This is a genomic window from Streptomyces sp. NPDC057743 (genome assembly GCF_042798755.1).
Lineage (GTDB): Bacteria > Actinomycetota > Actinomycetes > Streptomycetales > Streptomycetaceae > Streptomyces.
In genome coordinates, this window is record NZ_JBHVJX010000005.1 from 271,594 (window position 1) to 297,166 (window position 25,573).

The 25,573-nt window shown below is 72.1% G+C and carries 29 protein-coding genes; 16 read left to right on the top strand and 13 right to left on the bottom strand.

Annotation, left to right across the window (positions count from 1 at the left end):
• Positions 1-9: 9 nt before the first annotated feature.
• The 5 genes from ACFVFQ_RS08050 to ACFVFQ_RS08070 form a co-directional block, all read right to left on the bottom strand.
• Positions 10-885, bottom strand: a complete 876-nt coding sequence (locus ACFVFQ_RS08050) for an NmrA family NAD(P)-binding protein (RefSeq protein ID WP_383410665.1) — start codon at positions 883-885, stop codon at positions 10-12.
• Positions 886-932: 47 nt separating this feature from the next.
• A complete protein-coding gene (locus tag ACFVFQ_RS08055) occupies positions 933-1,295 on the bottom strand; it encodes an ArsR/SmtB family transcription factor (RefSeq protein WP_383410668.1) in 363 nt (120 codons plus the stop codon).
• A gap of 43 nt (positions 1,296-1,338) precedes the next feature.
• Entirely contained in the window at positions 1,339-2,217 is an 879-nt protein-coding gene (locus ACFVFQ_RS08060; protein WP_383410671.1) for a TIGR03620 family F420-dependent LLM class oxidoreductase, read from the bottom strand.
• Positions 2,218-2,429: 212 nt separating this feature from the next.
• Positions 2,430-3,062 carry a response regulator gene (locus tag ACFVFQ_RS08065; RefSeq protein ID WP_383410674.1) on the bottom strand — a complete coding sequence of 211 codons (633 nt, stop codon included), beginning with the start codon at positions 3,060-3,062 and terminating at the stop codon, positions 2,430-2,432.
• Positions 3,063-3,159: 97 nt separating this feature from the next.
• Positions 3,160-4,320: a sensor histidine kinase gene (locus ACFVFQ_RS08070; protein ID WP_383410677.1), complete on the bottom strand. Its 1,161-nt coding sequence runs from the start codon at positions 4,318-4,320 to the stop codon at positions 3,160-3,162.
• A 184-nt stretch (positions 4,321-4,504) separates the two neighbouring features.
• Between ACFVFQ_RS08070 and ACFVFQ_RS08075 the strand changes: the two genes are divergently transcribed.
• Positions 4,505-4,966, top strand: coding sequence for a hypothetical protein (locus ACFVFQ_RS08075; protein ID WP_383410680.1), 462 nt, complete (start codon positions 4,505-4,507; stop codon positions 4,964-4,966).
• 34 nt (positions 4,967-5,000) lie between these two features.
• Here the strand turns inward: ACFVFQ_RS08075 and ACFVFQ_RS08080 are convergent, their stop codons facing one another.
• Positions 5,001-6,479, bottom strand: a complete 1,479-nt coding sequence (locus tag ACFVFQ_RS08080; RefSeq protein WP_383410683.1) for a carboxylesterase/lipase family protein — start codon at positions 6,477-6,479, stop codon at positions 5,001-5,003.
• 155 nt (positions 6,480-6,634) lie between these two features.
• Positions 6,635-7,573, bottom strand: coding sequence for a LysR substrate-binding domain-containing protein (locus ACFVFQ_RS08085; protein ID WP_383410686.1), 939 nt, complete (start codon positions 7,571-7,573; stop codon positions 6,635-6,637).
• A 177-nt stretch (positions 7,574-7,750) separates the two neighbouring features.
• Here ACFVFQ_RS08085 and ACFVFQ_RS08090 point away from each other — a divergent pair, with 177 nt between their 5' ends.
• The 10 genes from ACFVFQ_RS08090 (at position 7,751) to ACFVFQ_RS08135 (ending at position 16,572) form a co-directional block, all read left to right on the top strand.
• A complete protein-coding gene (locus ACFVFQ_RS08090; protein ID WP_383410689.1) occupies positions 7,751-9,208 on the top strand; it encodes a 2-hydroxymuconic semialdehyde dehydrogenase in 1,458 nt (485 codons plus the stop codon).
• Positions 9,205-10,059, top strand: coding sequence for a 2-keto-4-pentenoate hydratase (locus ACFVFQ_RS08095; RefSeq protein WP_383410692.1), 855 nt, complete (start codon positions 9,205-9,207; stop codon positions 10,057-10,059). The genes ACFVFQ_RS08090 and ACFVFQ_RS08095 overlap by 4 nt, the downstream gene beginning before the upstream one ends.
• A complete protein-coding gene (locus tag ACFVFQ_RS08100) occupies positions 10,056-10,811 on the top strand; it encodes a 2-keto-4-pentenoate hydratase (protein WP_383410695.1) in 756 nt (251 codons plus the stop codon). Before ACFVFQ_RS08095 ends, ACFVFQ_RS08100 begins: the two co-directional genes overlap by 4 nt.
• A complete protein-coding gene (locus tag ACFVFQ_RS08105; RefSeq protein WP_383410698.1) occupies positions 10,808-11,239 on the top strand; it encodes a RidA family protein in 432 nt (143 codons plus the stop codon). Before ACFVFQ_RS08100 ends, ACFVFQ_RS08105 begins: the two co-directional genes overlap by 4 nt.
• A gap of 56 nt (positions 11,240-11,295) precedes the next feature.
• Positions 11,296-11,868: a 3-hydroxyanthranilate 3,4-dioxygenase gene (locus ACFVFQ_RS08110; protein ID WP_383410701.1), complete on the top strand. Its 573-nt coding sequence runs from the start codon at positions 11,296-11,298 to the stop codon at positions 11,866-11,868.
• Positions 11,869-11,975: 107 nt separating this feature from the next.
• Positions 11,976-13,028, top strand: coding sequence for an amidohydrolase family protein (locus ACFVFQ_RS08115; protein ID WP_383410704.1), 1,053 nt, complete (start codon positions 11,976-11,978; stop codon positions 13,026-13,028).
• Positions 13,025-13,951 carry an acetaldehyde dehydrogenase (acetylating) gene (locus ACFVFQ_RS08120; protein WP_383410707.1) on the top strand — a complete coding sequence of 309 codons (927 nt, stop codon included), beginning with the start codon at positions 13,025-13,027 and terminating at the stop codon, positions 13,949-13,951. Before ACFVFQ_RS08115 ends, ACFVFQ_RS08120 begins: the two co-directional genes overlap by 4 nt.
• Positions 13,948-15,000, top strand: a complete 1,053-nt coding sequence (gene dmpG / locus ACFVFQ_RS08125) for a 4-hydroxy-2-oxovalerate aldolase (RefSeq protein ID WP_383410710.1) — start codon at positions 13,948-13,950, stop codon at positions 14,998-15,000. Before ACFVFQ_RS08120 ends, dmpG begins: the two co-directional genes overlap by 4 nt.
• A 117-nt stretch (positions 15,001-15,117) precedes the next feature.
• A complete protein-coding gene (locus tag ACFVFQ_RS08130) occupies positions 15,118-15,489 on the top strand; it encodes an ATP-binding protein (protein ID WP_383410712.1) in 372 nt (123 codons plus the stop codon).
• A gap of 189 nt (positions 15,490-15,678) precedes the next feature.
• On the top strand, positions 15,679-16,572 hold the full coding sequence (locus tag ACFVFQ_RS08135; protein WP_383410715.1) for an RNA polymerase sigma factor SigF: 894 nt from the start codon (positions 15,679-15,681) through the stop codon (positions 16,570-16,572).
• 318 nt (positions 16,573-16,890) lie between these two features.
• Here the strand turns inward: ACFVFQ_RS08135 and ACFVFQ_RS08140 are convergent, their stop codons facing one another.
• Positions 16,891-18,060, bottom strand: a complete 1,170-nt coding sequence (locus ACFVFQ_RS08140) for a macrolide family glycosyltransferase (RefSeq protein ID WP_383410718.1) — start codon at positions 18,058-18,060, stop codon at positions 16,891-16,893.
• Positions 18,061-18,155: 95 nt separating this feature from the next.
• Entirely contained in the window at positions 18,156-18,350 is a 195-nt protein-coding gene (locus ACFVFQ_RS08145) for a hypothetical protein (protein WP_383410720.1), read from the bottom strand.
• A 502-nt stretch (positions 18,351-18,852) separates the two neighbouring features.
• Here ACFVFQ_RS08145 and ACFVFQ_RS08150 point away from each other — a divergent pair.
• Positions 18,853-19,236 carry an SH3 domain-containing protein gene (locus ACFVFQ_RS08150; protein WP_383410723.1) on the top strand — a complete coding sequence of 128 codons (384 nt, stop codon included), beginning with the start codon at positions 18,853-18,855 and terminating at the stop codon, positions 19,234-19,236.
• A gap of 64 nt (positions 19,237-19,300) precedes the next feature.
• On the opposite strand, the gene ACFVFQ_RS08155 is transcribed toward ACFVFQ_RS08150, so the two are convergent.
• A complete protein-coding gene (locus ACFVFQ_RS08155; RefSeq protein ID WP_383410726.1) occupies positions 19,301-20,140 on the bottom strand; it encodes a class I SAM-dependent methyltransferase in 840 nt (279 codons plus the stop codon).
• Between the two features lie 132 nt (positions 20,141-20,272).
• Here ACFVFQ_RS08155 and ACFVFQ_RS08160 point away from each other — a divergent pair, with 132 nt between their 5' ends.
• Positions 20,273-20,860 carry a TetR/AcrR family transcriptional regulator gene (locus ACFVFQ_RS08160; RefSeq protein ID WP_383410728.1) on the top strand — a complete coding sequence of 196 codons (588 nt, stop codon included), beginning with the start codon at positions 20,273-20,275 and terminating at the stop codon, positions 20,858-20,860.
• Positions 20,861-21,075: 215 nt separating this feature from the next.
• Here ACFVFQ_RS08160 and ACFVFQ_RS08165 read toward each other — a convergent pair whose 3' ends face one another.
• Entirely contained in the window at positions 21,076-21,909 is an 834-nt protein-coding gene (locus ACFVFQ_RS08165; RefSeq protein WP_383410731.1) for an alpha/beta fold hydrolase, read from the bottom strand.
• Positions 21,910-22,013: 104 nt separating this feature from the next.
• Between ACFVFQ_RS08165 and ACFVFQ_RS08170 the strand changes: the two genes are divergently transcribed.
• The gene (locus ACFVFQ_RS08170) at positions 22,014-22,427 is read left to right on the top strand and encodes a winged helix-turn-helix transcriptional regulator (RefSeq protein ID WP_383410734.1); all 414 of its coding nucleotides are present in this window, start codon (positions 22,014-22,016) and stop codon (positions 22,425-22,427) included.
• Positions 22,428-22,490: 63 nt separating this feature from the next.
• Here ACFVFQ_RS08170 and ACFVFQ_RS08175 read toward each other — a convergent pair whose 3' ends face one another.
• Complete coding sequence (locus ACFVFQ_RS08175; protein WP_383410737.1) at positions 22,491-23,072, bottom strand: GNAT family N-acetyltransferase; 582 nt, start codon at positions 23,070-23,072, stop codon at positions 22,491-22,493.
• A gap of 115 nt (positions 23,073-23,187) precedes the next feature.
• Here ACFVFQ_RS08175 and ACFVFQ_RS08180 point away from each other — a divergent pair, with 115 nt between their 5' ends.
• Positions 23,188-24,465 (top strand): permease, encoded by a 1,278-nt coding sequence (locus tag ACFVFQ_RS08180; RefSeq protein WP_383410740.1) that lies wholly within the window; start codon positions 23,188-23,190, stop codon positions 24,463-24,465.
• A gap of 31 nt (positions 24,466-24,496) precedes the next feature.
• Here ACFVFQ_RS08180 and ACFVFQ_RS08185 read toward each other — a convergent pair whose 3' ends face one another.
• Positions 24,497-24,901 carry a cupin domain-containing protein gene (locus tag ACFVFQ_RS08185; RefSeq protein ID WP_383410743.1) on the bottom strand — a complete coding sequence of 135 codons (405 nt, stop codon included), beginning with the start codon at positions 24,899-24,901 and terminating at the stop codon, positions 24,497-24,499.
• A 173-nt stretch (positions 24,902-25,074) separates the two neighbouring features.
• On the opposite strand from ACFVFQ_RS08185, the gene nsrR reads away from it, so the two are divergent.
• Complete coding sequence (gene nsrR, locus ACFVFQ_RS08190) at positions 25,075-25,527, top strand: nitric oxide-sensing transcriptional repressor NsrR (protein ID WP_383410746.1); 453 nt, start codon at positions 25,075-25,077, stop codon at positions 25,525-25,527.
• The last annotated feature ends 46 nt before the right edge of the window (positions 25,528-25,573 follow it).

Below are 25,573 nucleotides of genomic sequence, written 5' to 3' on the forward strand. Positions count from 1 at the left end.
TCTCCTCGCTCAGGCACTCCCGAGCGCCGCCGGCCGTAGCAGTTCCCTGGCGAAGGTCTCGGCCGAGCGTGGTGGGCGGCCGAGGATACGTTGTACGCCGTTACCGAGGTCCGCGGTGCCCTCGTGGCGGTAGTTGGCGTAGAGGTCGTGGAGCCCGTCGATGATGCTGGGGGCGGTGCCGCGGTCCGCCAGGTCGGTACGCCAGGCGTCGTTGAGTGGCACGTCGACGTAGCGCACCGGCGTATCGAGCGCGGCCCCGAAGACGGCGGCGAGCTCCGACAGGCTCAGGGACGCCGGTCCGCTGAGTTCGATCTCGCCGCCCGTGGGGTGGTCGGTGAGGAGTTCGGCGACCACGGCCTCGGCGATGTCGCGCACGTCCACGTAGCCCCGTGCGCCAGGGCCCGCGGCGTCGGCGAGGGTGCCGCGGGCGATCGAGGCGGCCGACGGCAGGAAGTTCTGGAGGAATCGGTCGGGTTGAAGCACCGTCAGTTCGGCGACGCCGGCCTCGCGGAGGCGGTCGGCGATGATGTCGTGGTTGCCGGTGACCGCATCGGGGGTGCGACCGCCGCCGAACCGCCTGGCGCCCAGCTTGACGATCCGTCGCACCCCGGCGTCGAGCGCGGTCAGGCCGAGCGTGGTCTCCGCGGCGATCTGGTCCTCGGCGAAGGGGTGCGCGAGGAAGAGCCGGTCGACGCCCTCGACCGCGCGCCGCACCGCCGCGGCGTCGGTGGCGTCCCCGCGGATGATCTCGCCGCGCACCAGGCCGGCGAGCGCCTCGGCGCTCGCCGCCGAACGCACCAGGAACCGCGCGTCGGTACGGTCGCGCAGCGCCTCGGTGACATAGCGCCCCACCATGCCGTTCGGTGTGGTGACCAGCACGGTCATGGGCTTCCCATCCTCCATGCGAGCGGCGGTGCTGCCGCGTTTCGTCGCTACAACGTTCTGCCGAGCAGGGCGACGAACTGGGCGATGCGCTGCTCGTCGCGCCTGTAGTGGGTCCACTTGCCGACCCGGGTCGCCCGCACCAGTCCCGCGCGCTGGAGTTCCGCCAGGTATGCCGAGACCGTTGACTGGGCCAGGCCCGCCTTTGCCTGGATGTGGCCCACGCAGACCCCCACCTCGATCGGGTCGGCGATCTCCTCCCACTCCGCGAAGTGCCGCACGGGGTCCCGCAGCCACACCAGCATCTGCAACCGCATCGGATTCGCCAACGCCCTTACGGCATCCATGAGTTCGGAGACGTCGGGGTCGGGCGAAACCGGCGGGGTCGCGGCGGCAGGGGCGGTGTCAGTCATGACCCGGAGTATAGATTCCCACCCTTGATTCGGATGATTTGACTCAGAGCAGCAGTGCCTCGCCGAGCCTGCGCCAGTGCGGCATCGCGGTGCGGCCCGGCTCGGTCCCGATCACCTGCACGGCCACGTGGTCGGCGCCGGCGCGCAGATGGTCGTGCAGTTTCTCGACGACGGAGTCGACGTCGCCCCAGAACACCAGGTCGTCGACGAGTCGGTCGCTGCCGCCGTGGGCGATCTCCTCGTCCGCGTAGCCGAGTCGACGGAACTTCGCGATGTTGTAGGGCGTGCCCAAGTAGTCCTTCAGATGCTCGCGCGCACGGGCGCGCGCCACCTCCGGATCGGACTCGAACAGCACCGCGTGCTCCACTCCCAGGAACGCGTCCGGGCCGAGGATCTCCCGTGCCTGGGCGGTGTGCGCCACGTTGACGTGGTAGGGGTGGGCTCCGGCCGAACGCTCGCGCGCCAACTCCAGCATGCGGGGCCCGTACGCGGCCAGGATGCGGTGCATCCGGGCCCGCGGGCGGGGGTTGGGCGTCTGGAGCGCGTCCAGTTCGTCGAGGTATGCGTTCATGGCGGCCAGGGGCTTGATGCCGGGCTGCGGCTGGCCGCCGAATCCCAACCCCAGGACGTGCCGGTCGGGGTAGGCGTCGGCCAGCAGGAGGCTCGCGCCGTAGGTCGCCTGGGCGCCGCGGGACCAGATCCGGGCGATGCCGTTGATGAGGTGCATCCGCTCGGTGCAGGACAGCAGGAAGCCGGCATGCGTGAGCGCCTCGCGCCCACCGATCTCAGGGATCCAGAACGCCCGCCATCCCTGCTGCTCCAACTCCTGGACGGAATCGCGCAATTGCGCCGCCGGCTGCTCCTCGAAATCGAGGGTGAAGATCCCGAACTTCCCGAGATCCAGGCCGTCAATGCCACCCATGGCACATCCCTCCTCACGCATGTCGCCGGCGTGCGAAGCCGACGGATCAGCAACGGAACACGAATCAACGGATCGACGGATCACGAACGGACCGCGAGCGAAAGGTCCGAACGCGTAGCGCACGAACGAGCGCATCGAACTATCGCAGAATTTCGATATGAAGCACAAGAGGGCGGAGCGGCCCGCAGGGGCCGGAGTTGCGAGCGACGGCGCTAGAGGCCCTGGTCGCGGACCCGTTCGACCAGGGCCGCGGCCTCCGCGCGGCTGGTGACGTGGAGCTTGCCGAAGAGGTTGTTGACGTGGGTCTTGACGGTGGCGACGGAGACGTAGAGGGACTCGGCGATGGCGCGGTTGGTGCGGCGCTCGGTGAGCAGTTGGAGGACCCGGGTCTCCTGCACCGTCAACGCGTGCGCCGCGGCCAGGCGTTCCAGGGCGGTGCGGTGCGTCAGGCCGCGCACCATGGCGGAGGCGATCTCGGGGGCGAAGGTGCGGTGTCCGTCGGCGGTGGCGGTGATCGCGGAGACGATCTGGGCGCGTCCGGCGCTCTTGGTGAGGTAGCCGGCGGCGCCGGCCTGGAGGGCGCCGACGATGGACTCGTCGTCGGCGTAGGTGGTGAGCACCAGGACCGCGGGGGCCGGGTCGAGGGTGGTGAGGGTGCGGGTGGCGGTGACGCCGTCGACGCCGGGCATGCGCAGGTCCATCAACACCACGGCGGGGGCGAGGCGGCGGGCCAGGTCCACGGCGGTGGCGCCGTCGGCCGCGGAGCCGACGACGTCGATCCGGGGTTCGTGGTCGAGGATGGTCACCAGGCCGTCGCGCACCGCGGCCTGGTCGTCGACGACCATCACCCGGATCGGACCGGACCGTGAAGTCGGTGGGGTTGGCTGGCTCGTCTGGCTAGGCTGGCTCGTCTGAGTTGGCTGAGTTGGTTGTGTCGGTTGGTTACTCATAGGGCACCCGGCATTCCACGATCCAGTCTCCGTTCGCGGTGCCGGCGGTCAGGCTGCCGCCGACGATCTCGGCGCGTTCCCGCATGCCGGGGACGCCGTGGCCGCCGGTGATGTCGGGTTCCGGGCGGTCGGCGGGCGGCGGCAGTGGGTTGGTGACGCGTAGTTCCACGGCGTCCCGGCCGGCCGACACGGTGACGGAGACGGGTGCGCCGGGGGCGTGTTTGCGGGCGTTGGTCAGGGCCTCGACGGTGAGGGAGGCGAGGACCTCGCCGACCGGTTCGGGTACTCGGGACGACTCGCCCCGGACGTCGACGTCCACCGTCATGCCCTGCGCGCGGACGCCGGCGACGATCTCGCCGAGGGCCGCGTCGATGCCGGCGGGGAGCCGGCGCAGGGCGTCCACGGCGCGCTTGGCGGCCACCAGTCCGTCCGCGGCCATGGTGCGGGCGCCGCGGACTCGGGTCAGCACGTCCGGGTCCCCGCCACGGGCCACCGACACCGCCTCCAGGGCGTCGAGTTGGATCACCAGGCCGCCGAGCGAGTGGGCGAGGACGTCGTGGATGTCCCGGGCGATCCGGGCGCGTTCCTCCCGTACGGCGTGCTCGGCCCGTCGTTCGGCGGCGCCGCGTTCGGTCCGGCGGTCGAGGGCGTTGAGGCGGGCGAGGAAGCCGAAGCCGCCGGCGGTCACGGCGGAGATCAGCACCGAGACGGCGACCCGGGGGCTGCCGCCGGCGGCTTCATGGGCGAGGACGAAACCGGCCACGCCGAGCGCGAGCGCGCCACCGGTCCAGCGCACCGGGGTCTCGGCGGCCGAGATCAGCATGAACAGGCCGGCCGCACCCACGAACGCCGGTGCGGAGGGGTCGGTGGGGCTGAGCCCGGCCAGCACCGCGCCGCCGACGAGCAGTGCGCTCCACGCCGCGCCCGGCCAGGGTCGGGCCAGTACGTGCCGGAAGGTCGCGGTCCCCGCCCACAGGGCGAGCAGTGCGGCGAACGCGGCGCTGTTCCAAGGCGGATGGGCGGTGAAGGTGTGGAAGACCACGGCGAGGGCCAGGGCCAGGGCGTGCAGGGCGAGCCTGCGGAGCCGGGTGGCATCGAGGCCGTCCCGGAACCCGCCGGCCGGTCTGCTCGGTGTGACGTTGTCGTTCCGCACGGCTCCATCCTGCGGGATCACGGGCCGGGGACGGGTCCACGGGGTGTGGTCTTGGTCCATTTCTCCACCCGTTTCTCCAACCCGGTGGCCGATCCGCGGACGCCCGGCGGACCACAGGGTGGAGGGGTCGGGCGGTGTCCGCCGCCCCGTCTTGCTCGTCGTCGCAGGGAAGGTCCTGGGGGTCATGAACAATCCCACCGCCACCAATCTCGCCATCACCGCCGTCGTGTTGGTGTGGCTGCTCTCCCGGCAGCTCACCGAGCGGCCGCTGCGGGAGCGGTCCCCGGTCGGCCTGGTGCTGCTCGTCATCGGTGCGGTCGAGACCGGGGTGTATGTCACCTCGTCGCCGCTGTCGTGGCGGGATGGTGCCGTGGTGGTGGCGAGCCTGGCGGTCGGGGTGCTGCTGGCGGCGGTGCGCGCGTTCACGGTGCGGCTGTCGGTGCGCGGTGGGCGGGTGATGCGGCAGGGCACGGCGCTCACCGCGGCGCTGTGGATCGTCAGCCTGGGGCAGCACTTCCTGATCGACACCGCGGTCGCGGCCCAACTGGGCGCGGTGACCGTGCTGTTCTACTTCGGGGTGGTGTTGCTGGCGCAGCAGTTGGTGTTGGTGCGGCGGGCCGCCGCGGCGGGGCTGTCCGGTCGTTGACCAAAGGCGCTGCCGGCGGCGGCCCGGCGCGCGGTCAGTGCCCGGCGTTCCGTGTCGGGGCGAAGTGGCGGACGTTCTCGGGGGTGGCGGGCGCGTAGGCCGGGATGCCCTGCGGGGTGCCGGTGGTGACGAAGGTGGCGACGGCGTCGGCGAAGGCGTCGCCGAGCGCGCGGGCGGCGGCGTCCGGGTGGCCGAGCATGGGGCTGTCGACGAAGGTGTCGAACGTGCCGAAGAGGAAGGGGAGTTCGACGCAGTGGCAGGCGCCGAGGGGGTTGTCGGCGCCGGGGGCCGCGTAGTCGAACTGGTAGACGTGGGTGGGGTTGCCGGCGGCGGCGTGGTGGTCGGCGATCTCCAGTGCGCCGCTGCGGAAATCGCTGTCGGACTGGGCCGCGATGACGATCCACCCCGGGGTGGCGTCGGGGAGTTGGTCGGCGTACCGCCGGTAGAGCCGCTCGGCCTCGCCGTCGCCGGGGGCCAGGCGGGTGAGGATGCCCAGGGCGCCGTCGCGGCTGAGGGACTGGATGGCGGGGACGAGGCCCAGGAACGCGGCCATCTCGTCGCGGGTGGTGCCGATCAGCAGGTCCTTGCCGTCCAGGGCGCCGGCGGCCAGCGCGTCGCGCCAGGCATGGGGGTTGCCGGCGCCGCCGAGCACCGGGTACATCGCCGGGGCGACGCTGCCTGCCTGGGCGACCTGCGCGGCCAACTGGCCGTGGGCGGCGAGGAGTTGTTCAACGGGGAGGGCACGGAGGGCCTTGGCCGGGTCGGGCTGGTCGGCCACGTCGAGGAGGCGGAGGTATTGGTGGGCGTGTTCGGCGGCCAGGGCGGGGTCCTGCGGGGGCAGGCCCCAGGGTCCGCTCTGTAGCAGGACGCGGCGGACGAGCCCGCTGGTCTGCGGGTCGGTCGCGAGCGCCAGGGCCGAGAACGCGCCGGCCGACTGGCCGCCGACCGTCACGGCGTCCGGGTCGCCGCCGAACGCCGCGATGTTGTCCCGCACCCAGCGCAGCGCCGCCGCCTGGTCCTGGGAGCCGAGGTTGTCCGCGCCGATCTGCGGGAGGTGGAGGTAACCGAGCGCGCCCAGGCGGTAGTTGGCGGTGACCACGACCAGGTCGCCGCGGGCGGCGAGCCGGGCGCCGTCGTACCAGTCCCAACCGCCGGAGCCGCTGCTGAAGCCGCCGCCGTGGAACCACAGCAGGACCGGGCGGGGCGTGCCGTCCCGGCGGTCCGCGGACGGGCCGAAGACGTTGAGGGTGAGGCAGTCGTCCTCGTCCCAGTCGGGGGTGCGGCGGCCCATGACCGCCTCCAGCCGGGACGGGTTCTGGGGTGTGGCGGGGCCGGCGTGCAGCGCGTCCCGGATGTCCGGCCACTGGGGGCACGGTCGGGGCGGCGCGAACCGCAACTCGCCGACGGGCGAGGCGGCGTAGGGGATGCCCCGGAAGGCCGCCACCCCGCCCTCGGCCCGGCCGCGGACCCGGCCCTGCTCGGTGGCCACGATCTGGTCGCTGTCCTGCGTCATCTGCTCACCCTTCGTGCATCACTGTTACGCACTGTGTCGCTCTGTGCCGCGCACCTGTGGTGGATCTGCCGGGCACCTGCCGGGCCCGTTCTATCCCGACGGTGCCGGTCCGAGCCAGTGGCGGCCCGCCCCGCGCCGCGCGCCAGGCAGCGCCCTCACTCCGGCGCCTCCCCCTGCGACCCGGTCAACACGGCCGCCTGCTCCTCCAGATGATCCAGCATCAGCCGGGCCGACGGCGTGAGCGGGCGCCGGTCCGGCAAGGTCACGCCGACCGTGCGGCGCACCGGCTCCAGCGGGATGGGCAGCGGGAGGACCTCGCCGTTGGTGCGGGCGACCAGTTCCGGGAGCGCCGCGATCATGTCGGTGTCGCGGACGAGGGTGCGGACGGTGAGGGCCGAGGAGCACTCCACGCGGTTGGCGGGAAGCGGCAGGCCGGCGTCGCGGAAGACCTCCTCCAACTCCTGCCGCAGGGCGGTCTGGCGGAGCGGGAGGACCCAGGGGTGTTGGAGGAGGTCGGCGAGGGTCAGGTGGGGACGGGAGCGGGCCGGGTGGCCGGGGCGGGCGACGAGCTGCACCGGCTCGCGGTAGAGGGTGAGTTGGCGCAGTGCCGGCTGGTCGTCGATGGGGTTGAGCCGGCCCAGGATCAGGTCGATCTCGCCGTCCAGCAGCCGGGGCACCTGGGTGTCGAAGGGGGCTTCCTGGACGACGACGGTGATGCCCGGCCGGGTGGCCTTCAGCGCCGCGATGGCCCTGGGGAGCAGGACGTTGGAGCCGGCGATCAGGGTGCCGACGGTGACCGTGCCCACCTCCCCGTCGGCCAGCCCGGTGATCCGTTCGCCGGCGCGGCGCAGTTCGGCGAGGACGGAGCGGGCGTGCTCGATGAAGGCCGCGCCGAAGAGCGTCGCCGCGGCGCCCCGGGGGCCGCGGAGGAACAGCTCCACGCCCAGGATGTCTTCGAGTTCGCGCAGGCTCCGGGTCACCGCGGGCTGTGCCAGCCGCAGGTGTTCGGCGGCGCGCAGCACGCTGCCGTGTTCCTCTATGGCCACCGCCAGCACCAGGTGCCGCAGCTTGAGCCGTCCGTTCAGCAGGTCCATCTCACCCTCACCCCTACCGGGCCCGACCCCGCGGCCGCACCCGCATCGCTATACCCGAATCGCTATACCTGTCTTGCGAATTGGTATTGGACGAGCATATCTCGGGCGACGAATGATGAGCACACGGACCGGCGGGCGAAACCGGTCCGGGAACCACCCGAGAGGAGCGGTATCAGTATGCAGCCGGCGCACTACATCGGCGGGGCATTCCAGCCCCCGGAGCCCGAGGCCACCGGCGGCGGCTTCCCGCTCATCGACCCGGCGAACGGGGCGGTGGTCGGGCGGGTCCCGGAGGCGACCCGCGAGACGGTCGACGCGGCGGTGAACGCGGCGCGCCAGGCACTGCGGGGCCCGTGGGGCCGGGCCGGGGCGACCGAGCGGGCCGCCGCGCTGCGGGCGATCGCGGACGGCATCGAGCGGCGCTTCGAGGCGTTCGTGGCTGCGGAGTCGGCCAACACCGGAAAGCCCCGCGACCTGGCCGCCACCGTCGACATCCCGCGCGCCATCGGCAACTTCCGCGCCTACGCCGACCTGCTCTACGGCCAGTCGGAGCGCGCCTACCTCACCGACGTGCCCGGTTGGAGCGACGGCACCGGACAGGCACTGAACTACACCGTCCGCCGCCCGCTCGGCGTGGTCGCCGTGATCGCGCCGTGGAACCTCCCGCTGCTGCTGCTCACCTGGAAGGTGGCGCCCGCGCTGGCGGCCGGCAACGCGGTGGTCGCCAAGCCCTCGGAGGAAACCCCCTCCACGGCGACGCTGCTGGCCGAGGTGATCGACGAAGTGGGCCTGCCAGACGGCGCGTTCAACGTCGTCCACGGGCACGGGCCGGGCGCCGCAGGCGAGTTCCTCACCGCGCACCCGGACGTGGACGCCATCGCGTTCACCGGCGAGTCGGCCACCGGCTCCGCCATCATGCGCGCCGCCGCCGACCACGTCACCCCGGTCTCCTTCGAACTCGGCGGCAAGAACCCGGCGTTGGTCTTCGCCGACGCCGACCTCGACGAGGCGGTGGCCGGCACCCTCCGCTCGGCGTTCACCCACTCCGGGCAGATCTGCCTGTGCACCGAGCGGGTCTACGTCGAGCGTCCGGTCTTCGACCGGTTCGTCGCCGCACTGGGCGCCCAGGCCCGCAAGCTCTCCGGCTACGGGCCGATGATCTCCGCCCGCCACCGCGACAAGGTGCTGTCGTACGTCAAGTTGGCGGTCGAGGAGGGCGCGACGGTCGTCGCCGGGGGCGGCGCCCCGGTCTTCGGCGACGACCGCGACCACGGCTTCTACGCCGAACCGACCGTGCTCACCGGGCTGCCGCCGACCGCCCGCGCGGTCACCGAGGAGGTCTTCGGACCGGTCTGCCACATTGCCCCGTTCGACACCGAACAAGAGGCGGTCGAGCTCGCCAACGACAGCCCCTACGGCCTGGCGGCGACGGTGTGGACCCGCGACCTGTCGCGGGCGCACCGGGTGGCGCCGCGCATCGAGGCCGGCATCGTCTGGGTCAACTGCTGGAACCTGCGCGACCTGCGCACCCCGTTCGGCGGGCGGAAGGCGTCCGGCGTCGGTCGGGAGGGCGGCCAGCACTCCCTGGACTTCTTCTCCGAACCCACCAACATCTGCGTCCGGATCGGGGCATGAGCGCCGTGACAACAGTGGCCACCTCCCGCGACCTCGGCGTCGGCGCCGCCGCCCGGCGGCTGCTCGCCGCGCACGCCACCCGGACGCCCTGCGACCCGGTGCGCGAACTGATCGACGGCCTGGACGAGGCGTACGCGGTCCAGGAGTGCCTGATCCGCTCCTGGACGGCCGCCGGCCGCCGGCCCGTCGGCCGCAAGATCGGCCTGACCTCGCCCGAGGTGCAGCGCCAACTCGGCGTCGACAGCCCGGACTTCGGGACGCTCTTTTCCGACATGGCGGTCCCGGACGGCGCTCAGATCCCGGCCGGCGCGGTGCTGCAACCCCGCGCGGAGGCCGAGGTCGCCCTCGTACTGGAGCGGGACCTGACCCACGAGCGGCACACCGTCGCCGATCTGCTGCGCGCCACCGCGTTCGCACTTCCGGCGATCGAGGTGGTCGGCAGCCGCATCCGCGACTGGGACATCGCGCTGACCGACACCATCGCCGACAACGCCTCCAGCGGCATGTACGTACTCGGCAACCGCCCGACCCGACTGGTCGACCTGGACCTGCGGCTGTGCGGCATGGTCCTGGAGCGCCGGGGCGAGCAGGTCTCCACCGGGACCGGCGCGGCCTGCCTGGGCCATCCCCTCAACGCCGCACTGTGGTTGGCCGACACCCTGGTGCGGTTCGGCCATCCGCTGCGGGCCGGGGACACCGTGCTGACCGGCGCGCTGGGCCCGATGGTCGCCACCGCCCCCGGCGACGTGCTGGAGGCCCGGATCGAGGGCCTGGGGGACGTACGGGTCGCGTTCGCCCGCGACGAACCGGACCACGACGAGCCCACGCGCCAGGAAGGCGGCACCGCATGACCGACATCCAGGAGCTCGCCACGACGCTCGACGACGCGGCGCGCCGGGTGCGGGCGATCGCCCCGCTCACCGACGCCGGACCGCTCGACGTGGCCGACGCCTACGCGGTCCAACGGGCCGTCCTCGCCCGCAAGGCGGCCCGCGGCGAGCGGCTGATCGGCGTCAAGATGGGCTTCACCAGTCGCGCCAAGATGGTGCAGATGGGCGTCGACGACGTCATCTGGGGGCTGTTGACCGACGCCATGCTGGTCGAGTCGACGCTGGATGTGAGCGGACTGATCCAGCCGCGGATCGAGCCCGAGATCGCGTTCCTGATAGGCCGCCAGGTCCGCTCGGCCGCCGAGGCGGACGCCGCGGTCGCCGGCGTCGCGGTCGGCTACGAGGTGCTCGACTCCCGCTACCGCGACTTCGCGTTCACCCTCCCCGACGTGATCGCCGACAACGCCTCGGCCGCCGCCTTCGGCCTCGGCCCCTGGCACGACCCCCGCGACCTCGGTGGCCTCGCCAACATCGGCCTGGTGATGGAGATCGAGGGACGGCTCACCCAGACCGGCTCGTCCGCGGCGATCCTCGGCGACCCGATGCGCTCGCTGCGCGCCGCCGCCCGCCTCGCCGAACAGGCCGGCATCCCACTGGAACCGGGCTGGGTGGTGCTCGCCGGCGCCGCCACCGCCGCCGTCCCGCTCCCCCGCAACGCCCATGTCCGCATCACCGGCGCCGGTCTGGGCAGCGTGGCGGTGACCACGGCATGAGCGACGCGATCCTGGTCGAGGGCAAGGCCGCACCCCGCGGGCGCTTCCCGCACGTACGCCGGGCCGGCGACCTCGTCTTCGTCTCCGGCACCAGTTCCCGGCGCCCCGACGGCACCATCGCCGGCGCGGCGGCCGACGACCTCGGCGTCACCCGCGTCGACATCCGCGAGCAGACCCGCGCGGTCATCGAGAACCTCCGCGACCTGCTGGGGGCGGCCGGCGGCGACCTCGGCGACGCGGTCAACCTCACCGCCTACCTCGTCAACATGCACGACTTCGGCGGCTACAACGAGGTCTACGCCGAGTTCTTCGACGAGTCGGGCCCGGCCCGTACCACGGTCGCGGTCCACCAACTCCCCCACCCCCACCTGCTCGTCGAGATCGCATGCACCGCGTATCTTCCGCGCCGGGCCGACCGACCGGAGTGACCGGTCCGACCAGGTATCGCGCCATCGGCCCACGAGTCCTTTAGGAGGGCGAGAGGATGACCCTGCCCAAGCTGTCGTCAGGTGTGCCGTTCAACTTCGAGCGGTGGATCGAGGAACACCGCGAACTGCTGCGACCACCGGTCGGCAACGTCCAAGTCTGGCAGGACAGCGACCTGATGGTCACCGTCGTCGGCGGCCCCAACCAGCGCACCGACTTCCACGACGACCCGATCGAGGAGTTCTTCTACCAGCTCAAGGGCAACATGGTGCTGCGGGTCATGGAGGAGGAGGGCAAGCCCCCACTCGACGTGCAGATCAACGAGGGCGATGTCTTCCTGCTGCCGCCGCACGTGCGGCACTCGCCCCAGCGGCCCGAGCCCGGCTCGATCGGGCTGGTGGTGGAGTTCGCCCGGCCCAGGGGCAGCAAGGACGCCTTCGAGTGGTACTGCACCGAGTGCTTCCACCTCGTCTACCGCGCCGAGCTCCAACTCCGCTCCCTCGTCAGCGACTTACCGCCCATCTTCCGCGGCTTCTACGCCGGCGAACGCGACTGCCCGCGCTGCGGGGCCCGCCACCCCGGCGAGCAGTGGCCCGAACACCAACGGCCGCAGACCCGGGCCCGCGGCTGACCTCCAAGGCCGCCCCCTCTTCCGCCCCAACTACGGGGCCCCACGCCCCCGTGGGCGGGCCAGGCACCCCCGGCCGGTCCGCCCACGGGCCTTCGAAACGGAGTCCCGTGACCGCCACCGACACCCACCCCGACCCCACGCCCGTCATCGACGTCCACACCCACCTCTTCCCGCGGATCTCCCGCACGGAAAGCCGCATCCTGGCCGGCGCCGGTGAACCCTGGCTGCGGGAGATGGCCGACGGCGGCGGGATGATGATGAGCGGCGCCGACGACTACCGGCCGGTCCGTCCCGAACTGTGGGACGCCGGCGCCCGGTTGGCCGCCATGGACCACTCCGGCGTCGATATCCAGGCGGTCTCCTCCACCCCTCTGCTCTTCGGCTACACCGCCGAGCCGGCCCGCGCCGTCGACTGGTGCGAGTTGGTCAACCAGCGCATCCTGGACTTCTGCCGGCAGGCCCCGGACCGGCTGCTGCCGCTGTGCCAAGTCCCGTTGCAGGACGCCGAGTCGGCCGCCGCGATGGTCACCCGGGCCAAGGCGGCCGGCCACCGCGGCGTGCACATCGGCAACCACGTCGGGACCCGCTACCTTGACGACGCCGACCTCCTGGGCTTCCTCGCACACTGCGCCGACGTCGACATGCCCGTCCTCGTCCACCCCTGGGACATGCTCGGCGCGGACCGGATGGCCCGCGGCTACATGCTGCCCTGGCTCGTCGGCATGGCCGCCGAAACCCAACTCTCGCTGCTCTCGCTGATCCTGTCCGGCGCCTTCGAAAAGCTGCCGCGTTCGCTGCGGATGTGCTTCTGCCACGGCGGCGGCAGCTTCGCCTACCTCCTCGGCCGGGCCGACAACGCCTGGCACCACCGCGACATCGTCCGCAAGGACTCCCCCCACCCGCCCTCGGCCTACACCGACCGCTTCTTTGTCGACTCCGCGGTCTTCGACCCCAAGGCGCTGCGGCTGCTGCTGGACGTGATGGGCACCGAACGCGTCATGCTCGGCACCGACTTCCCCTTCCCGCTCGGCGAACAGGAACCCGGCACCACCATCCGCGGCTGCCCCGGCCTGACCGACGCCGACCGCGCGGCGCTCCTCGGCGGCAACGCCCGCCGCTTCTTCGCCGCCGAGCCGACCACCAAGGGAACGGCGCGATGAGCCGCACCCCGCACCGCACCAAGGTCGCCATCCTCGGCTCCGGCAACATCGGCACCGACCTGATGATCAAGGTGCTCCGGACCTCGGACGTGCTCACCGTCGCCGCCGTCGCCGGCATCGACCCGGCCTCCGACGGGCTGGCCCGGGCCCGCCGCCTCGGCGTGCCCACCACCCACGACGGCATCGACGGCCTGCTGGCCCGGCCCGACTTCGACGAGATCGACATCGTGCTGGACGCCACCTCCGCGGCCGCCCACCGCCACCACGCCGCCGTCCTCGCCCCGCACCGCAAGCAGCTGATCGACCTCACCCCGGCCGCCCTCGGCCCCTACGTCGTCCCACCGGTCAACCTCGACCGACACCTCGCCGCCCCCGACCTCAACATGGTCACCTGCGGCGGCCAGGCCACCGTCCCGATCGTCGCCGCGGTCTCCCGGATCGCCCCCGTGCGCTACGCCGAGATCGTCGCCTCGATCGCCGCCCGCTCCGCCGGCCCCGGCACCCGCGCCAACATCGACGAGTTCACCGAGACCACCGCCCGCGCCCTCGAAGCGGTCGGCGGCGCGGCCCGCGGCAAGGCCGTCATTGTCCTCAACCCGGCCGATCCGCCGCCGGTGATGCGCGACACCGTCCACTGCGTCGTCGACCACCGGGCCGACGGCGCCGCGATCACCGCCTCCATCGACGCCATGGCCGCCGAGGTCGCCGCCTACGTCCCCGGATACCGCCTCAAACAACGCGTCCAGATCCGCCCGATCGGCCCGGACGACCCGCTCACCACCCTCGCCGGCGGCACCGGACAGCTCGTCTCCGCCTTCCTCGAAGTCGAGGGCGCCGCCCACTACTTGCCCGCCTACGCCGGCAACCTGGACATCATGACCTCCGCAGCCATGCGGGTCGCGGAAAGGCTGGCCACCCGATGACCCACGACCTCTACGTCCAGGACGTCACCCTCCGGGACGGCATGCACGCCATCCGGCACCAGTACGGCACCGACCACGTCCGCGCCATCGCCGCCGCACTGGACGCCGCCGGCGTCGACGCCATCGAGATCGCCCACGGCGACGGCCTGGCCGGCTCCAGCGTCAACTACGGCCCCGGCGCGCACACCGACGAGGAGTGGATCGCGGCCGCCGCCGACGTCGTCCAGCGCGCCACCCTCACCACCCTCCTCCTGCCCGGCATCGGCACCCTCGCCGAACTCCGCCGCACACACGCCCTCGGCGTCCGCTCCGTCCGCGTCGCCACCCACTGCACCGAGGCCGACATCGCCGCCCAGCACATCGCCACCGCCCGCGAACTGGGCATGGACGTGGCCGGATTCCTGATGATGGCGCACCTCGCGGACCCCGCCACCCTCGCCACCCAGGCCAAGCTGATGGAGTCCTACGGCGCCCACTGCGTCTACGTCACCGACTCCGGCGGCCGGCTCACCATGGACGGCGTCCGCGACCGCATCCGCGCCTACCGCGACGTCCTGGAGGCCGACACCGAGATCGGCATCCACGCCCACCACAACCTCGCCCTCGGCGTCGCCAACTCCGTGGTCGCGGTCGAGCACGGCGTCCGCCGCGTCGACGCCTCCCTCGCCGGCATGGGCGCGGGCGCCGGCAACTGCCCCCTGGAGGCGTTCACCGCCGTCGCCGACCTCATGGGCTGGCGGCACGGCTGCGACACCTTCCGGCTGATGGACGCCGCCGAGGACCTCGTCCGCCCCCTCCAGGACCGGCCCGTTCGGGTCGACCGGGAAACCCTCTCCCTCGGGTACGCCGGCGTGTACTCCAGCTTCCTCCGGCACGCCGAGGACGCCGCCCGCCGGCACGGTCTGGACACCCGCAGCCTGCTGGTCGAGGCCGGCGCGCGCGCTCTGGTCGGCGGCCAGGAGGACCTGATCGAGGACATCGCCCTCGACCTGGTGCAACGCCCCGCGCGCACACCGGCCGCAGCGGCGCCTCCCATGCCCCGGGCATAGGGCGGTCAGCGGCCCGGCGCCCCTTCCCATATGGCAAAGTGGATCGGGGATGCACGTTTCGCGCCACCGCGGGTACACGCTCCCCAAGGTCGGATCGCACCACCCGGGAGGTGAACGGTGGCTTGCACAGCGGAACTCCCCGCCACGTCGGCAGAGGCACGTGACCTCGTCGACGCGCTGCTGCGCGCCTGCCACCAGAGCGTCGACGAGATCGTGGTGGCCGACGCCCTGCTGATCACGTCGGAGTTGGTCACCAACGCCCTGCGGCACGCCGGCGGCGTCACCGGCTTCGCCGCCCGCATCACGGGCGGACGTCTCGAAGTGACCGTCGAGGACGCCAGCCCGCTGCGCCCCTGCGCCCCGGTCGACGCCCGCGACGGCCGGATCGGCGGCTACGGCTGGTCCCTCGTCCACCGGCTCGCCACCTCCGTCGCCATCACCTCCACCGCGGCCGGCAAGGGCATCCACGTGGCACTGCGCCTGGTGTAACGCCGCATGCGGCCGCGCCGCCGCCCCCATCGAGCCGCACGTCGCGGTCCCGGCCAAGGCCCACCACCCATTGGCTGGTTTTGGCCCCTCGTTCCCGACGGAATTCGCCACCCTCCGTGCATGCCTGGGTTCACTTCGGGTAGGCGGCGGCTCAGGTGCCCGCGGGGGTCGGGCACGGAGGGAGGCGTGATGTCCGTCGTGATCAGCAGCAGGCCGCTGGCGGTAGACACTGCGGGGCTCGGCGGCCTACCGAAGATACGTCGCCCCACCGCCATGGCGCCCAGGGACGCCCGCGAGCTCTCCAAGCTGTTCTTCGCCCGGCTCCAGGAGCTCGAAGAGGGCACCCGCGCCTACCAGTACGCGCGCAACACCCTGATCGAGATGAACATGTCGATGGTGCGCTACGTCGCCCGCCGCTACCGCCACCGCGGCGACGACATGCAGGACATCGTCCAGGTCGGCACCATCGGCCTGATCAAGGCCATCGACCGCTTCGACCTCGCCAGGGAGGTGGAGTTCTCCACCTTCGCCGTCCCGTACATCCTCGGCGAGATGAAGCGCTTCTTCCGGGACACCGGATGGGCGGTGCACGTCCCCCGCCGGTTGCAGGAGCTGCGCACCGAACTCGCCAAGGCCAAGGAGCAGTTGCACGCCAGGCTGGACCGCGACCCGTCCGTGGACGAGCTCGCGGCGCACCTCCAGCTCCCGGAGGAGGAGGTCGTCGAGGGACTCGTCGCCGCCAACGGCTACGCCGCGGACTCCCTGGACACCCCGACCAACCCGGACTCGCTCGGCCCGCGCCGCACCCTCGCCGACGTCGTCGGCGACCACGACCCGGCCCTGGAAGCCATCGAGGACCTGCACGCCCTCGCGCCCCTGTTGCGTCAACTGGCGCCCCGGGAGCGCCGGATCATAGAGCTCCGCTTCGGCCAGGAAATGACCCAGTCCGAGATAGGAGCCGAACTGGGCGTGTCCCAGATGCACGTCTCGCGCCTGCTCAAGAGCACCCTGAGCACGCTCCGCACCGGCATGCTCAGCGACTCCGACCCCGAGCCCGACCCGCGGTCCGCCGCCACGCCCTAGGTCCTGTCGTCAAACTCCCGTCGTTCGCCCGGAGGGCGGGCCGGGCGGTGGTCGGTGCGTGCTCTCGGTGTGCCGGGCGGCGGCCCCTGTACTGGACGTACTGGGGTCGTCGCCCGGTGCGGCGAGAGTGCGTGCCGGGCGGCGGACGGCAGGCGGGAGTTTGACGACAGGGCCTAGGACAACGGCCCGCCCCGGGAGCGGGGCGGGCCGATTCACCGTCCGACGCCGGAGATCTCCGACACCGGTCAGACACCGGAGACATGCAACGCCGGCGACTCGCACGGCACTTCTCCGCCGCACGTTGCTGCTCGGCGCTCCTCAGCGCAGATACTCCTCCACCACGTCCGCGCCGCGCGCCGCGCCGCCGCTCTCCCGCACGACCTTGCGCATCCGGGCGAGGTTCTCGCGGACCGCAGGGTCGTTGGCGACCCGGGCGACCGCGGCACGCAGCGATCCGGCGGTCACCGTGCGGGCGTCGAGCTGCTCGCCAAGCCCGAGTTCCACCACCCGTCCGGCGTTGGCGGCCTGCTCCGGCATCTGCGGCACGGCGATCAGGCCGACGCCGAAATACAGCGCCTCCATCGTGGAGTTCATGCCGGTGTGCGAGACGAAGGCGGTGGCCCGCTGGAGCACCGCCGGCTGGGGGAACCGCGCACGGACGTCGAACGACGGCGGTATGGGCCCCAACGCGGCCGGGTCCAACTCACCGATGGACATGGCCACGTGGTACGGCTCGTCCGCGAAGGCTTCGATGCAGGTTCGGTAGAAGTCGGGCCGGTCGTTGAAGACCGTGCCCAGGGATATGAACAGCACCGGCGCCTCGGGGTCCGGCGGCGACCAGGGCTCGTCCTCCCGGCTCCCCAGCGCGGGACCCACGAAGTGAAAGCGCTCGTCGAAGGAGTCACCGGCGGGCTGGAACTCCCTTGGTATGAACACCAGGTTGACCTTCTCGGTCACGTCCAGGAGGTTCGCCGGGTCGAGGGCGACGCCGTACTCCGCGGCGAACTCCGCACAGCCCGGGCCGAGCACCGCCGGCAGCGGATTCTCCCCGCCGGGCCCCTTCAGGAACTCACTGAACAGCGAAAAGGTCTCGTTCGACGCGAAGTTGGGGATCAGGCGGACGGCCGGCAGACCCAACTGCTCCGCGACGATCCTGGCGGACCAGTTCATCATGTCGTAGCAGATCGCATCCACCGGCTCGGCGGTGCAGTGATCCCGCAGCACCGGATAGCCGGCTCGCATCGCCCCGAAGAGGTGGCGCATGAAGACGCCGAAGGTTTCGGGGCCGAACTCGGTGGGTGGCGCGATCCGTTCGACCGGTGGGAGCTCCACCCAGTGGGCGCCGGACCTGATGACCGCATCGGCGTGTTCCGCGCTGGTGGCGTAGTCGACGCGATGGCCTCGCCGTACGAGTTCCTCGACCAGTGGCAGGGTGGGATTGACGTGCCCGTGACCGAGAAGGGCCACGAAAAGCAGGTGTTTCGCCATGTCGAAAATCCTAGCGACCCCGGATTCTCACCCGGCCCCTGACCCCTGGCCCGACCCCCTGCCTCCTCGGTCTCCCCTGCCTCCCCGTCTGTCGTTCATTGCTCGGTAGGCAGTCGGCGCACCAGATTGCGCGCCAAGTGCCGTGCGGCGTGCGCCCCTTCGCCGTTCCCCGCGGCCAGCAGGCGCAGCAGTTCGATCGCGGCGCGGGCCTCCCGCACGGTCAGCAGCGGCAGCCGCTCCTCGTCCAGATCCACCACACCGTCGACGAGGCTGAGAAGGCGGTCGTTCACATCACTCATGGTCGGGTTAACGCCCACTTACTTGTGCGGTTACGGTCGGGTGAACGGGGCGGCGCGGGCCGCGCCAGCGCCGTCGGGTGCGGGCTCCTCGTATACGAAGGAGAAGTTGCGTGCCCGGCCAGCGGCGAGAAATACCCGGCGAGCAGACGGGAGTTGAGCCGCGCCCACGTCGAGCGGAAGCCCGGCGAACTGGCGGGCCGCCGCCCCTCCCCCTACAGAAACGAATTCCCCGCTCACGCCCCCGCAACGTCGCCATCCGGATTATTCCTATGATGAACAGTTGTGCGCCGTGGTCACTGGAGACCCATAAAGGCCAGCGTCCGGCCCGACGGCGCCCGGACGGCCAACTGCCAAGCACCGCGCAGGTATTCGACGCGTTCCCGTCATGGTGAATTTCGGCCAACCGACGAGCCATCCGGGCACCGGCGTGGGCAGCCTGGCTTCGGACCGACTCGTCCGGATCGCCGGACGGACCTCGACCAGGAGGATGGCCATGACACACCTATCCAAGTTCCGCAGGGGCGCCGCCGTGTTGGCGAGCGCGGGGCTTCTCTGCGGTGTCCTCGGCAGCGGCGCGGCGGTGGCGGCGAACCCGGCCTCGACCCCCGCGGCCACCGCCCACGGCCCGTACAAGGGCCGCGTCGTCGCCAGGCACGAGCTCACGGTCCGGACCGGACCCGGCACCAACTACCGGGCGGTGGGTTCACTCCGGCACGGCGAGGTCGTCACCCTCGTCTGCAAGGTGAACGGCCAGAACGTGCGCGGCAATTCCCGCTGGTACAAGCTCCGCGAGGGCCGTTACGCCTGGGCCTCCGCCCGCTACCTCCGCCCCCTCGGCGCCGCGCCCGGCTGGTGCGGCAACCGCCATCACCGCTGAGCCCCCGCCTACGGGCGTCCGCCCCGGCCATGCGCGTTCGACCGGGGCGGACGCCCGCCCCGGTTTAGGGTCTGTCCGAAGATCCGCCAGTCCCGGCGCGCACGGCCGTGACCGCCACCGTCGCGTACCGCATCGTGAAGCCGCCCCCCGCCGCATCGATGGCGGCCCCCACCCCCGCCAACACCTCATCCAACACCTCCGGCGGAAGCCGGGTGAAGGGCCCCTGAGTGGGCATCTGATCCAGCCAGGCGTCCCGGGTGTAACTCCACTCCCAGTCGAACCGCCACTGCTCCGGCTCGCCGAACCCGCCGGCCGCCCGGATCCCGTCGGCGATCCTGGCGAACTGCCCCTGGTACGCGTCGAGCGTCCCCGTCGCCATCGCCATCGCCGCGAAGTCGAACGGCGCGTCGGGCAGCGCCCGTTGGCAGGCCGCGACGACGGCCGCCCCGATCTCGGGCGGAAAGCGGAAGACGTTCCAGAACGGCGCCAACCGGCCACCGGGGCGCAGCGCCCGTGCGGCCTGCGCAGCGCCGGCAACCGGATCGATCCAGTGCCAGGCGGTGCCGGCGACCACCGCGTCGAACTCCCGGCCGGCCGGGTCCCAGTCCTCGAACCGCGCCATCTCCGCCGTGCCGCCCAGTCGCCGTGCCACCTCGGCCATCCGCGCGTCCGGCTCGACCCCGAGCACCCGACAGCCTGCTGCCTGGAACTGCCGGGCGGCGATCCCGGTACCGCAGCCGACGTCGAGCACGTCGAGACCGGCGCGGCCGGCGACTATCCGCCGCACCAGGGCGTCGGGGTAGCGGGGTCGGGCGCGGTCGTAGCGTTCGGCGTCCGTGCCGAACGACTGGGCCAGTTCGCCGAGTTGACGTGGGTCGGGCCCCGAGGGCGGCATAGTGGGCATGCGCCCACTATGGTGGGCACGCGCCCACTCGTCAATAATCACGTAAGGGGTCGCCCCGCACTGCACGAAGGCCGGCGCGGGAAGAACTCCGCCGCCGGCAGGGCCGGTTCGGGAAGAAGGGACGGATACGCGGTGCCGACTGGGGTCGCCCTCCGCGATGCGCGGGAGCAGTTGTTTGACGCCGCCGAGCGGATACTGCTCCGAGACGGGCCGAACTCCCTGACCAGCCGCGCGGTCACCACCGAGGCGGGCTGCGCCAAGGGCGTGCTGCACCGGCACTTCGACGACTTCGACGCCTTCCTCGCCGAGCTCGTGCGGGACCGCATCGGCCGGATCGACCGCCAGGCCGTCGCGCTCCGCGCCGCCGCGGGGAGCGGCACGGTCGCCGACCACCTCACCGAGGCGCTGACCACGGTGTTCGGCACGGTCGCGGTGGCGATCGTCGGCCTGGTGATCTCCCGGGACGGGCTGCGCGCCCGGTTGCGGCAGGCGGGCTCGTCGGGCGTCCCGGTCCTCGCCGAGGCCACCGCGATGCTCGCCGGATACCTGTCCGCCGAGCGGGAGTTGGGCCGCATCGCGGCGGACGCCGACGTCGACACCCTGGCGCCCACCCTGATCGGCGCCGGACACCTCCTCTTCGCCGACCGGGAGGCCGGCCCCCCGACGACCGCGGCCGTCCACAAGGTCGTGGCAACGGTCCTGGCCGGGGTGGTGGGCTAGGGCGCTTCTGACGGATCTCCGCGGCGTCGCGGCGTCTGGCACGCACGCTCGCGGCGTTGCCGAAATGCCCCCATAGCTCCGCTATGAAGCCATCCCGGCGCCTTGCGATCGCACGCACCAGACGCCGCTCCTTCCTCCACGGAGATCCGTCAGAAGCGCCCTAGGGGGTGTGATGGAAAGTCAGCCCCCGGCCCCGGTCACGCTGCTTTCGCGGCCTAAGCGGCCAGGAATGGATGCAGCAGCGTGAGCAGGGCGCGCGGGCGGTGCAGCGGGATGATGTGGCCGCAGTCTTCGATGACGTGTCCGGTGAGATCGTCGGTGACCGGGCGGAGCTGGCGTTCCAGCGCAGCACCGACGGGCCGGGCGCCCAACGCCATCGTCGGCACCGTCAGGCGGGCAGTGGCGACCGCCTGCTCGATCTGTACCGCGCTCTCGGGCAGCGCCCGGTAGTACGAGAACGCGCGGCTCAACGCCTGGCGGCCGGTGTATGCGCGGACGAAGGCGTCCCGGAGGGCGGGGCGCACCCCGTCGCCGAGCGTGCCGGCGCGCAGAAACCAGTCAACGTAGGCGGCCTCGTGGCCCTCCAACACGGTCTCGGCAAGGTCGGGCGCGGCGGAATGGAAGCCGAACCACCACGGCGGCCCGCCGGCGAGGAAGTCCTCGGCGCCAGGCAGCCTGCCCAGAAGGGACTCCATGACGACCAGGCGCCGGACGAGAGACGGGCGACGCAGGGCGAGGAGGAAGGCCGGCGCGGTACCCGCGTCGATGCCCACCACCGCGGCCGAGGACACGCCGAGCGCGGTGAGAAGCGCCGCGGCGTCCTCGGCCAGGGTGCCCGCGTCGTACCCGGAGGCGGCCCGGCTGCTCGCGCCGAAGCCGCGCAGGTCCGGCGCGATGACGCGGTAGCGGCCGGACAGGTCGGCCATGACGTCCGTCCACAGCTCCCAGGTGTGCGGGAAACCGTGCAGCAGCAGTACAGCCGGGCCCGATCCGACGAGAGCGACGTTGAGTTCGACACCGTTGACGGGGACGCGCCGCAGCTCGGGCATGGAGAGGCTCCAGGTGTGGTGGTGAGGAATGGTGACCAGGTCACGCTAGGGAACTATCCTGGTCCGCCCAAGACGGCACTTTCCCTTCAGGTGGTGAGCCCTGAGTGACCACATCGAGGCCCGGCGAAACCAGTCGGCGGCGCGGTGAGCGGGGTGATCTGCTGGATCCGCGCTGCCCGACCCGCCAGTTGCTCGACCGAATCGGCACCAAGTGGACGTCGATGGCGGTCAAGGTGCTGGCCGAGGAGGCTCCGGACGAGCTCCGTTTCGCGGAACTGCGGCGCCGTATCCCTGGCATCTCACAGAAGATGCTGTCCGTCACCCTGCAGAGCCTGGTCCGCGACGGCCTGGTCGCGCGCCGAGTGGAACCCACCGTGCCACCCGCCGTCCACTACCGGCTCACCGAGCTCGGCCTGTCCCTCGAAAGACCGCTCTCCGCCCTGCGGGTCTGGGCCGAGACACACATGCCGGAGATCGACCGCAACAACCAGCTCGCCGACGAGTCACCCCCCGACTAGGGCGAGTGGCTCGTGACCGGCGGCCGGTCGTAGTCGAGCAGGGGCGTCGATGACCGCCGTGCTTCACCACAACATGTCGATGTCTCCCGGGTGGAGGGCGATGCGGCTGTCCTGGAAGGACGCGCGGTGCTGCCGCGCCCGCGGCGAGAAGAAGTCGGCCATGGTGACCTTGTCGAACCCGGGCCCGTCGCTGGGGAAGGGGGACCCCGGCGTTCCCCCGACGAGGACCGCGCCCGTGAGGTGCTGCCAGCCGGCGCTCTCGTAGAACGCCCGTAGCGGTCGGTCGCAGGTGAACAGCCCCAGATCCAGGCCCCGTTCGGCCATCGCCTCCCGCGCCGCGGACGCCAGTCGCCGGCCGTGCCCGCGGCCGCGCGCCTCGGGGCGCGTCACCACGGTGCTCAGCCCACCGGCGACATAACGCCGACCGGCGTGAACGATCTCCTTGGTGAGGACGTCCAACGCGGCGAGGACGGTGCCACCGTCTACCAGCAGCATAGTCACCGGCCGCAGCGCGGGGTCATGGACCGGTGCGCCCGGCGGTGCGGTCGGGGTGCCCGTCGACGGCCAGGCCAACTCCTGGAGCTCGGCCACCTGAACGCGGAGCCCGTCGGGCGTGGCAGCTTCGGGAAACGTGAGGATGTGCACCGGCCGATTCTCCTCCATCGGCGGACGGCCGGGCCCGGCGGCAGTCCCGGCCAACGGTCACCACCCCGCGCGTGTCCCTCACCGACCGCCCCCGCCACACGGGAAGGATGCCGACATGCACGCCGCCCCGCACCTCGCTCTGGCCATCTCCCTGCATCCCGCCCTGCACACGGCCCCGCGTGCCGTCCTGCACGCCCTGTCCCTTACCGGCTCGATGACCTGGGAGATCACCTGGGCGCTGATCCTCGGGTTCGCCCTGTCCGCCGTCGTCCAGGCGGTCGTCCGCAGGTCCACCGTCGTCGCGCTGCTCGGCGACGACCGGCCGCGCACCCTCGCCCTCGCCGCCGGGCTGGGCGTGGCCTCGTCCTCCTGCTCGTACGCCGCGGTCGCGCTGGCCCGCTCGCTCTTCCGCAAGGGGGCGAACTTCACCGCGGCGATGGCCTTCGAGATCGCATCGACCAACCTCGTCGTCGAACTCGGCGTCATCCTGGCGTTGTTGACGGGGTGGCAGTTCACGGTCGCCGAGTTCGTGGGTGGACCGGTGATGATCGTGGTGTTGGCGGTGCTGCTGCGGCTGTTCCTGCGCGAGCCGCTGCTGCGCGAGGCCCGGACGCAGGCCGAGCGCGGACTGGCCGGCTCCATGGAGGGACACGCCGCGATGGACATGTCCGTCCGGGGCCCGGGCTCCTTCCTGCGCAGACTGCGCTCCCGCGAGGGCGTCACGGCCACCGCGCACGTCTTCGCCATGGAATGGGCGGCGATCCTACGGGACTTGGTGACCGGCCTGCTGATCGCCGGCGCGATCGCGGCATGGGTGCCCGACGCCTTCTGGCGCTCGTTCTTCTTCGAGGGCCACCCGGTCGCCGCCAAGCTCTGGGGACCGGTCATCGGCCCGCTCGTCGCGATGGCCTCGTTCGTCTGCTCCATCGGCAACGTGCCGCTCGCCGTGGTGCTGTGGAAGGGCGGCATCAGCTTCGGCGGGGTGGTGGCGTTCATCTTCGCCGACCTGCTGATCCTGCCGATCCTCAACATCTACCGGAGGTACTACGGCACCCGGACCGCGCTCCTGCTCCTCGGCACCTTCTTCCTCTCCATGGTGGTCGCCGGTTACGTCGTCGAATTCGCCTTCGGTGGCCTCGGATTGGTCCCGGACCAGTCCCGGGCGAGGCTCCCCGCTGAGGGCGTCTCCTGGAACTACACGACCTGGCTCAACATCGCCTTCCTCGGCCTGGCCGCCGCCCTCCTCGTGCGCTTCTTCCGCACCGGCGGCCGGACCATGCTCCGCATGATGGGCGGCACCCCTGCCAACGGGCACGAGGAGCGGGGGCAGGGTCAGAGACAGGGGCATGGGCAGGGGAACGGTCCGGGCCGCGGCCACGGTGATACCCCCTAAGACCGAGCTAAGACCGAGCGGCCGCTCGCCGTCAGCGCCGAGGGCTCCGGATCTGCATGCCGGGGCGGCGACGGTGAACCGTGAGGTACGCCAACCCGTTCCGCCCCGCGGTCAGGCTGCGGCGGGAGCCGTGCGGCAACCACAGCAGCCCGCCCTCGGCGAGCGGTTGCCGACCCTGCTCCGTGTCCACGGTCCCGTCGCCGGCCACGACGTAGAGGAGCACGTCCAGATCCGGTTCGACGTGCGTATCGATGCAGCCGTCCGGCGGGACCCGCACCAGGTTGGCGTCGAGCTGCCGACCGGACTCCGCCAGCCGCCACAACGCCCCGGTCCGCGCCGGATCGGCGGCGGCGAGTTCCTGGGCGTCGCACAGCAGTCGCGGAACCGGGTCGCCGGCCGAGGCGGCGGGACCGCCGGTGTGCGGGGTGTCAGCCATCAATGGTCACCATCCCTTGCGTGTCCATGCACATCCCTGCGCATCCGCACTCGCCCATGAACGCCCATGAACGCCCACGAGCAAGCGCCTCCACTTGCTTCTGCATTATCCCGGCGCAACCCAGGACCACCCCTGAATGCGAACCTAACATGCGTATTTGATAGCCTCATGGCGTGCGGTTGACGAAGTTCACTGATCTGGCACTGCGCGCAGTGATGCGCCTGGCCGTCGCCGAGCGCGGCGACTCCTTGACCACCCGCGAGGTGGCCGAGGCAATGGACGTGCCGTACACGCACATGGCGAAGGCGATCAGTCGGCTCCAACACCTCGGCGTGGTCGAGGCCCGTCGTGGACGCGGCGGCGGACTGGAGCTGACCGCGCTGGGACACCGGGCCTCGGTGGGCTGGCTGGTACGCGAACTGGAGGGCGAGGACGAGGTCGTGGCCTGCGAGGGCGACCCCCCGTGCCCGCTGCGCGCGGCCTGCCGGCTGCGCCGGGCGCTGCGCGAGGCACAGGAAGCCTTCTACGCCACGCTCGACCCGCTCACGGTCTCGGACGTGGTGGCCTCACCCACCGGTCCGGTACTGCTCAGCCTCACCGTCCCGAGCGACCAACGCCCGGACTGAGTCCCCGCACCCCCCGACCCCAACCACCACTCACCGATCGCCACAC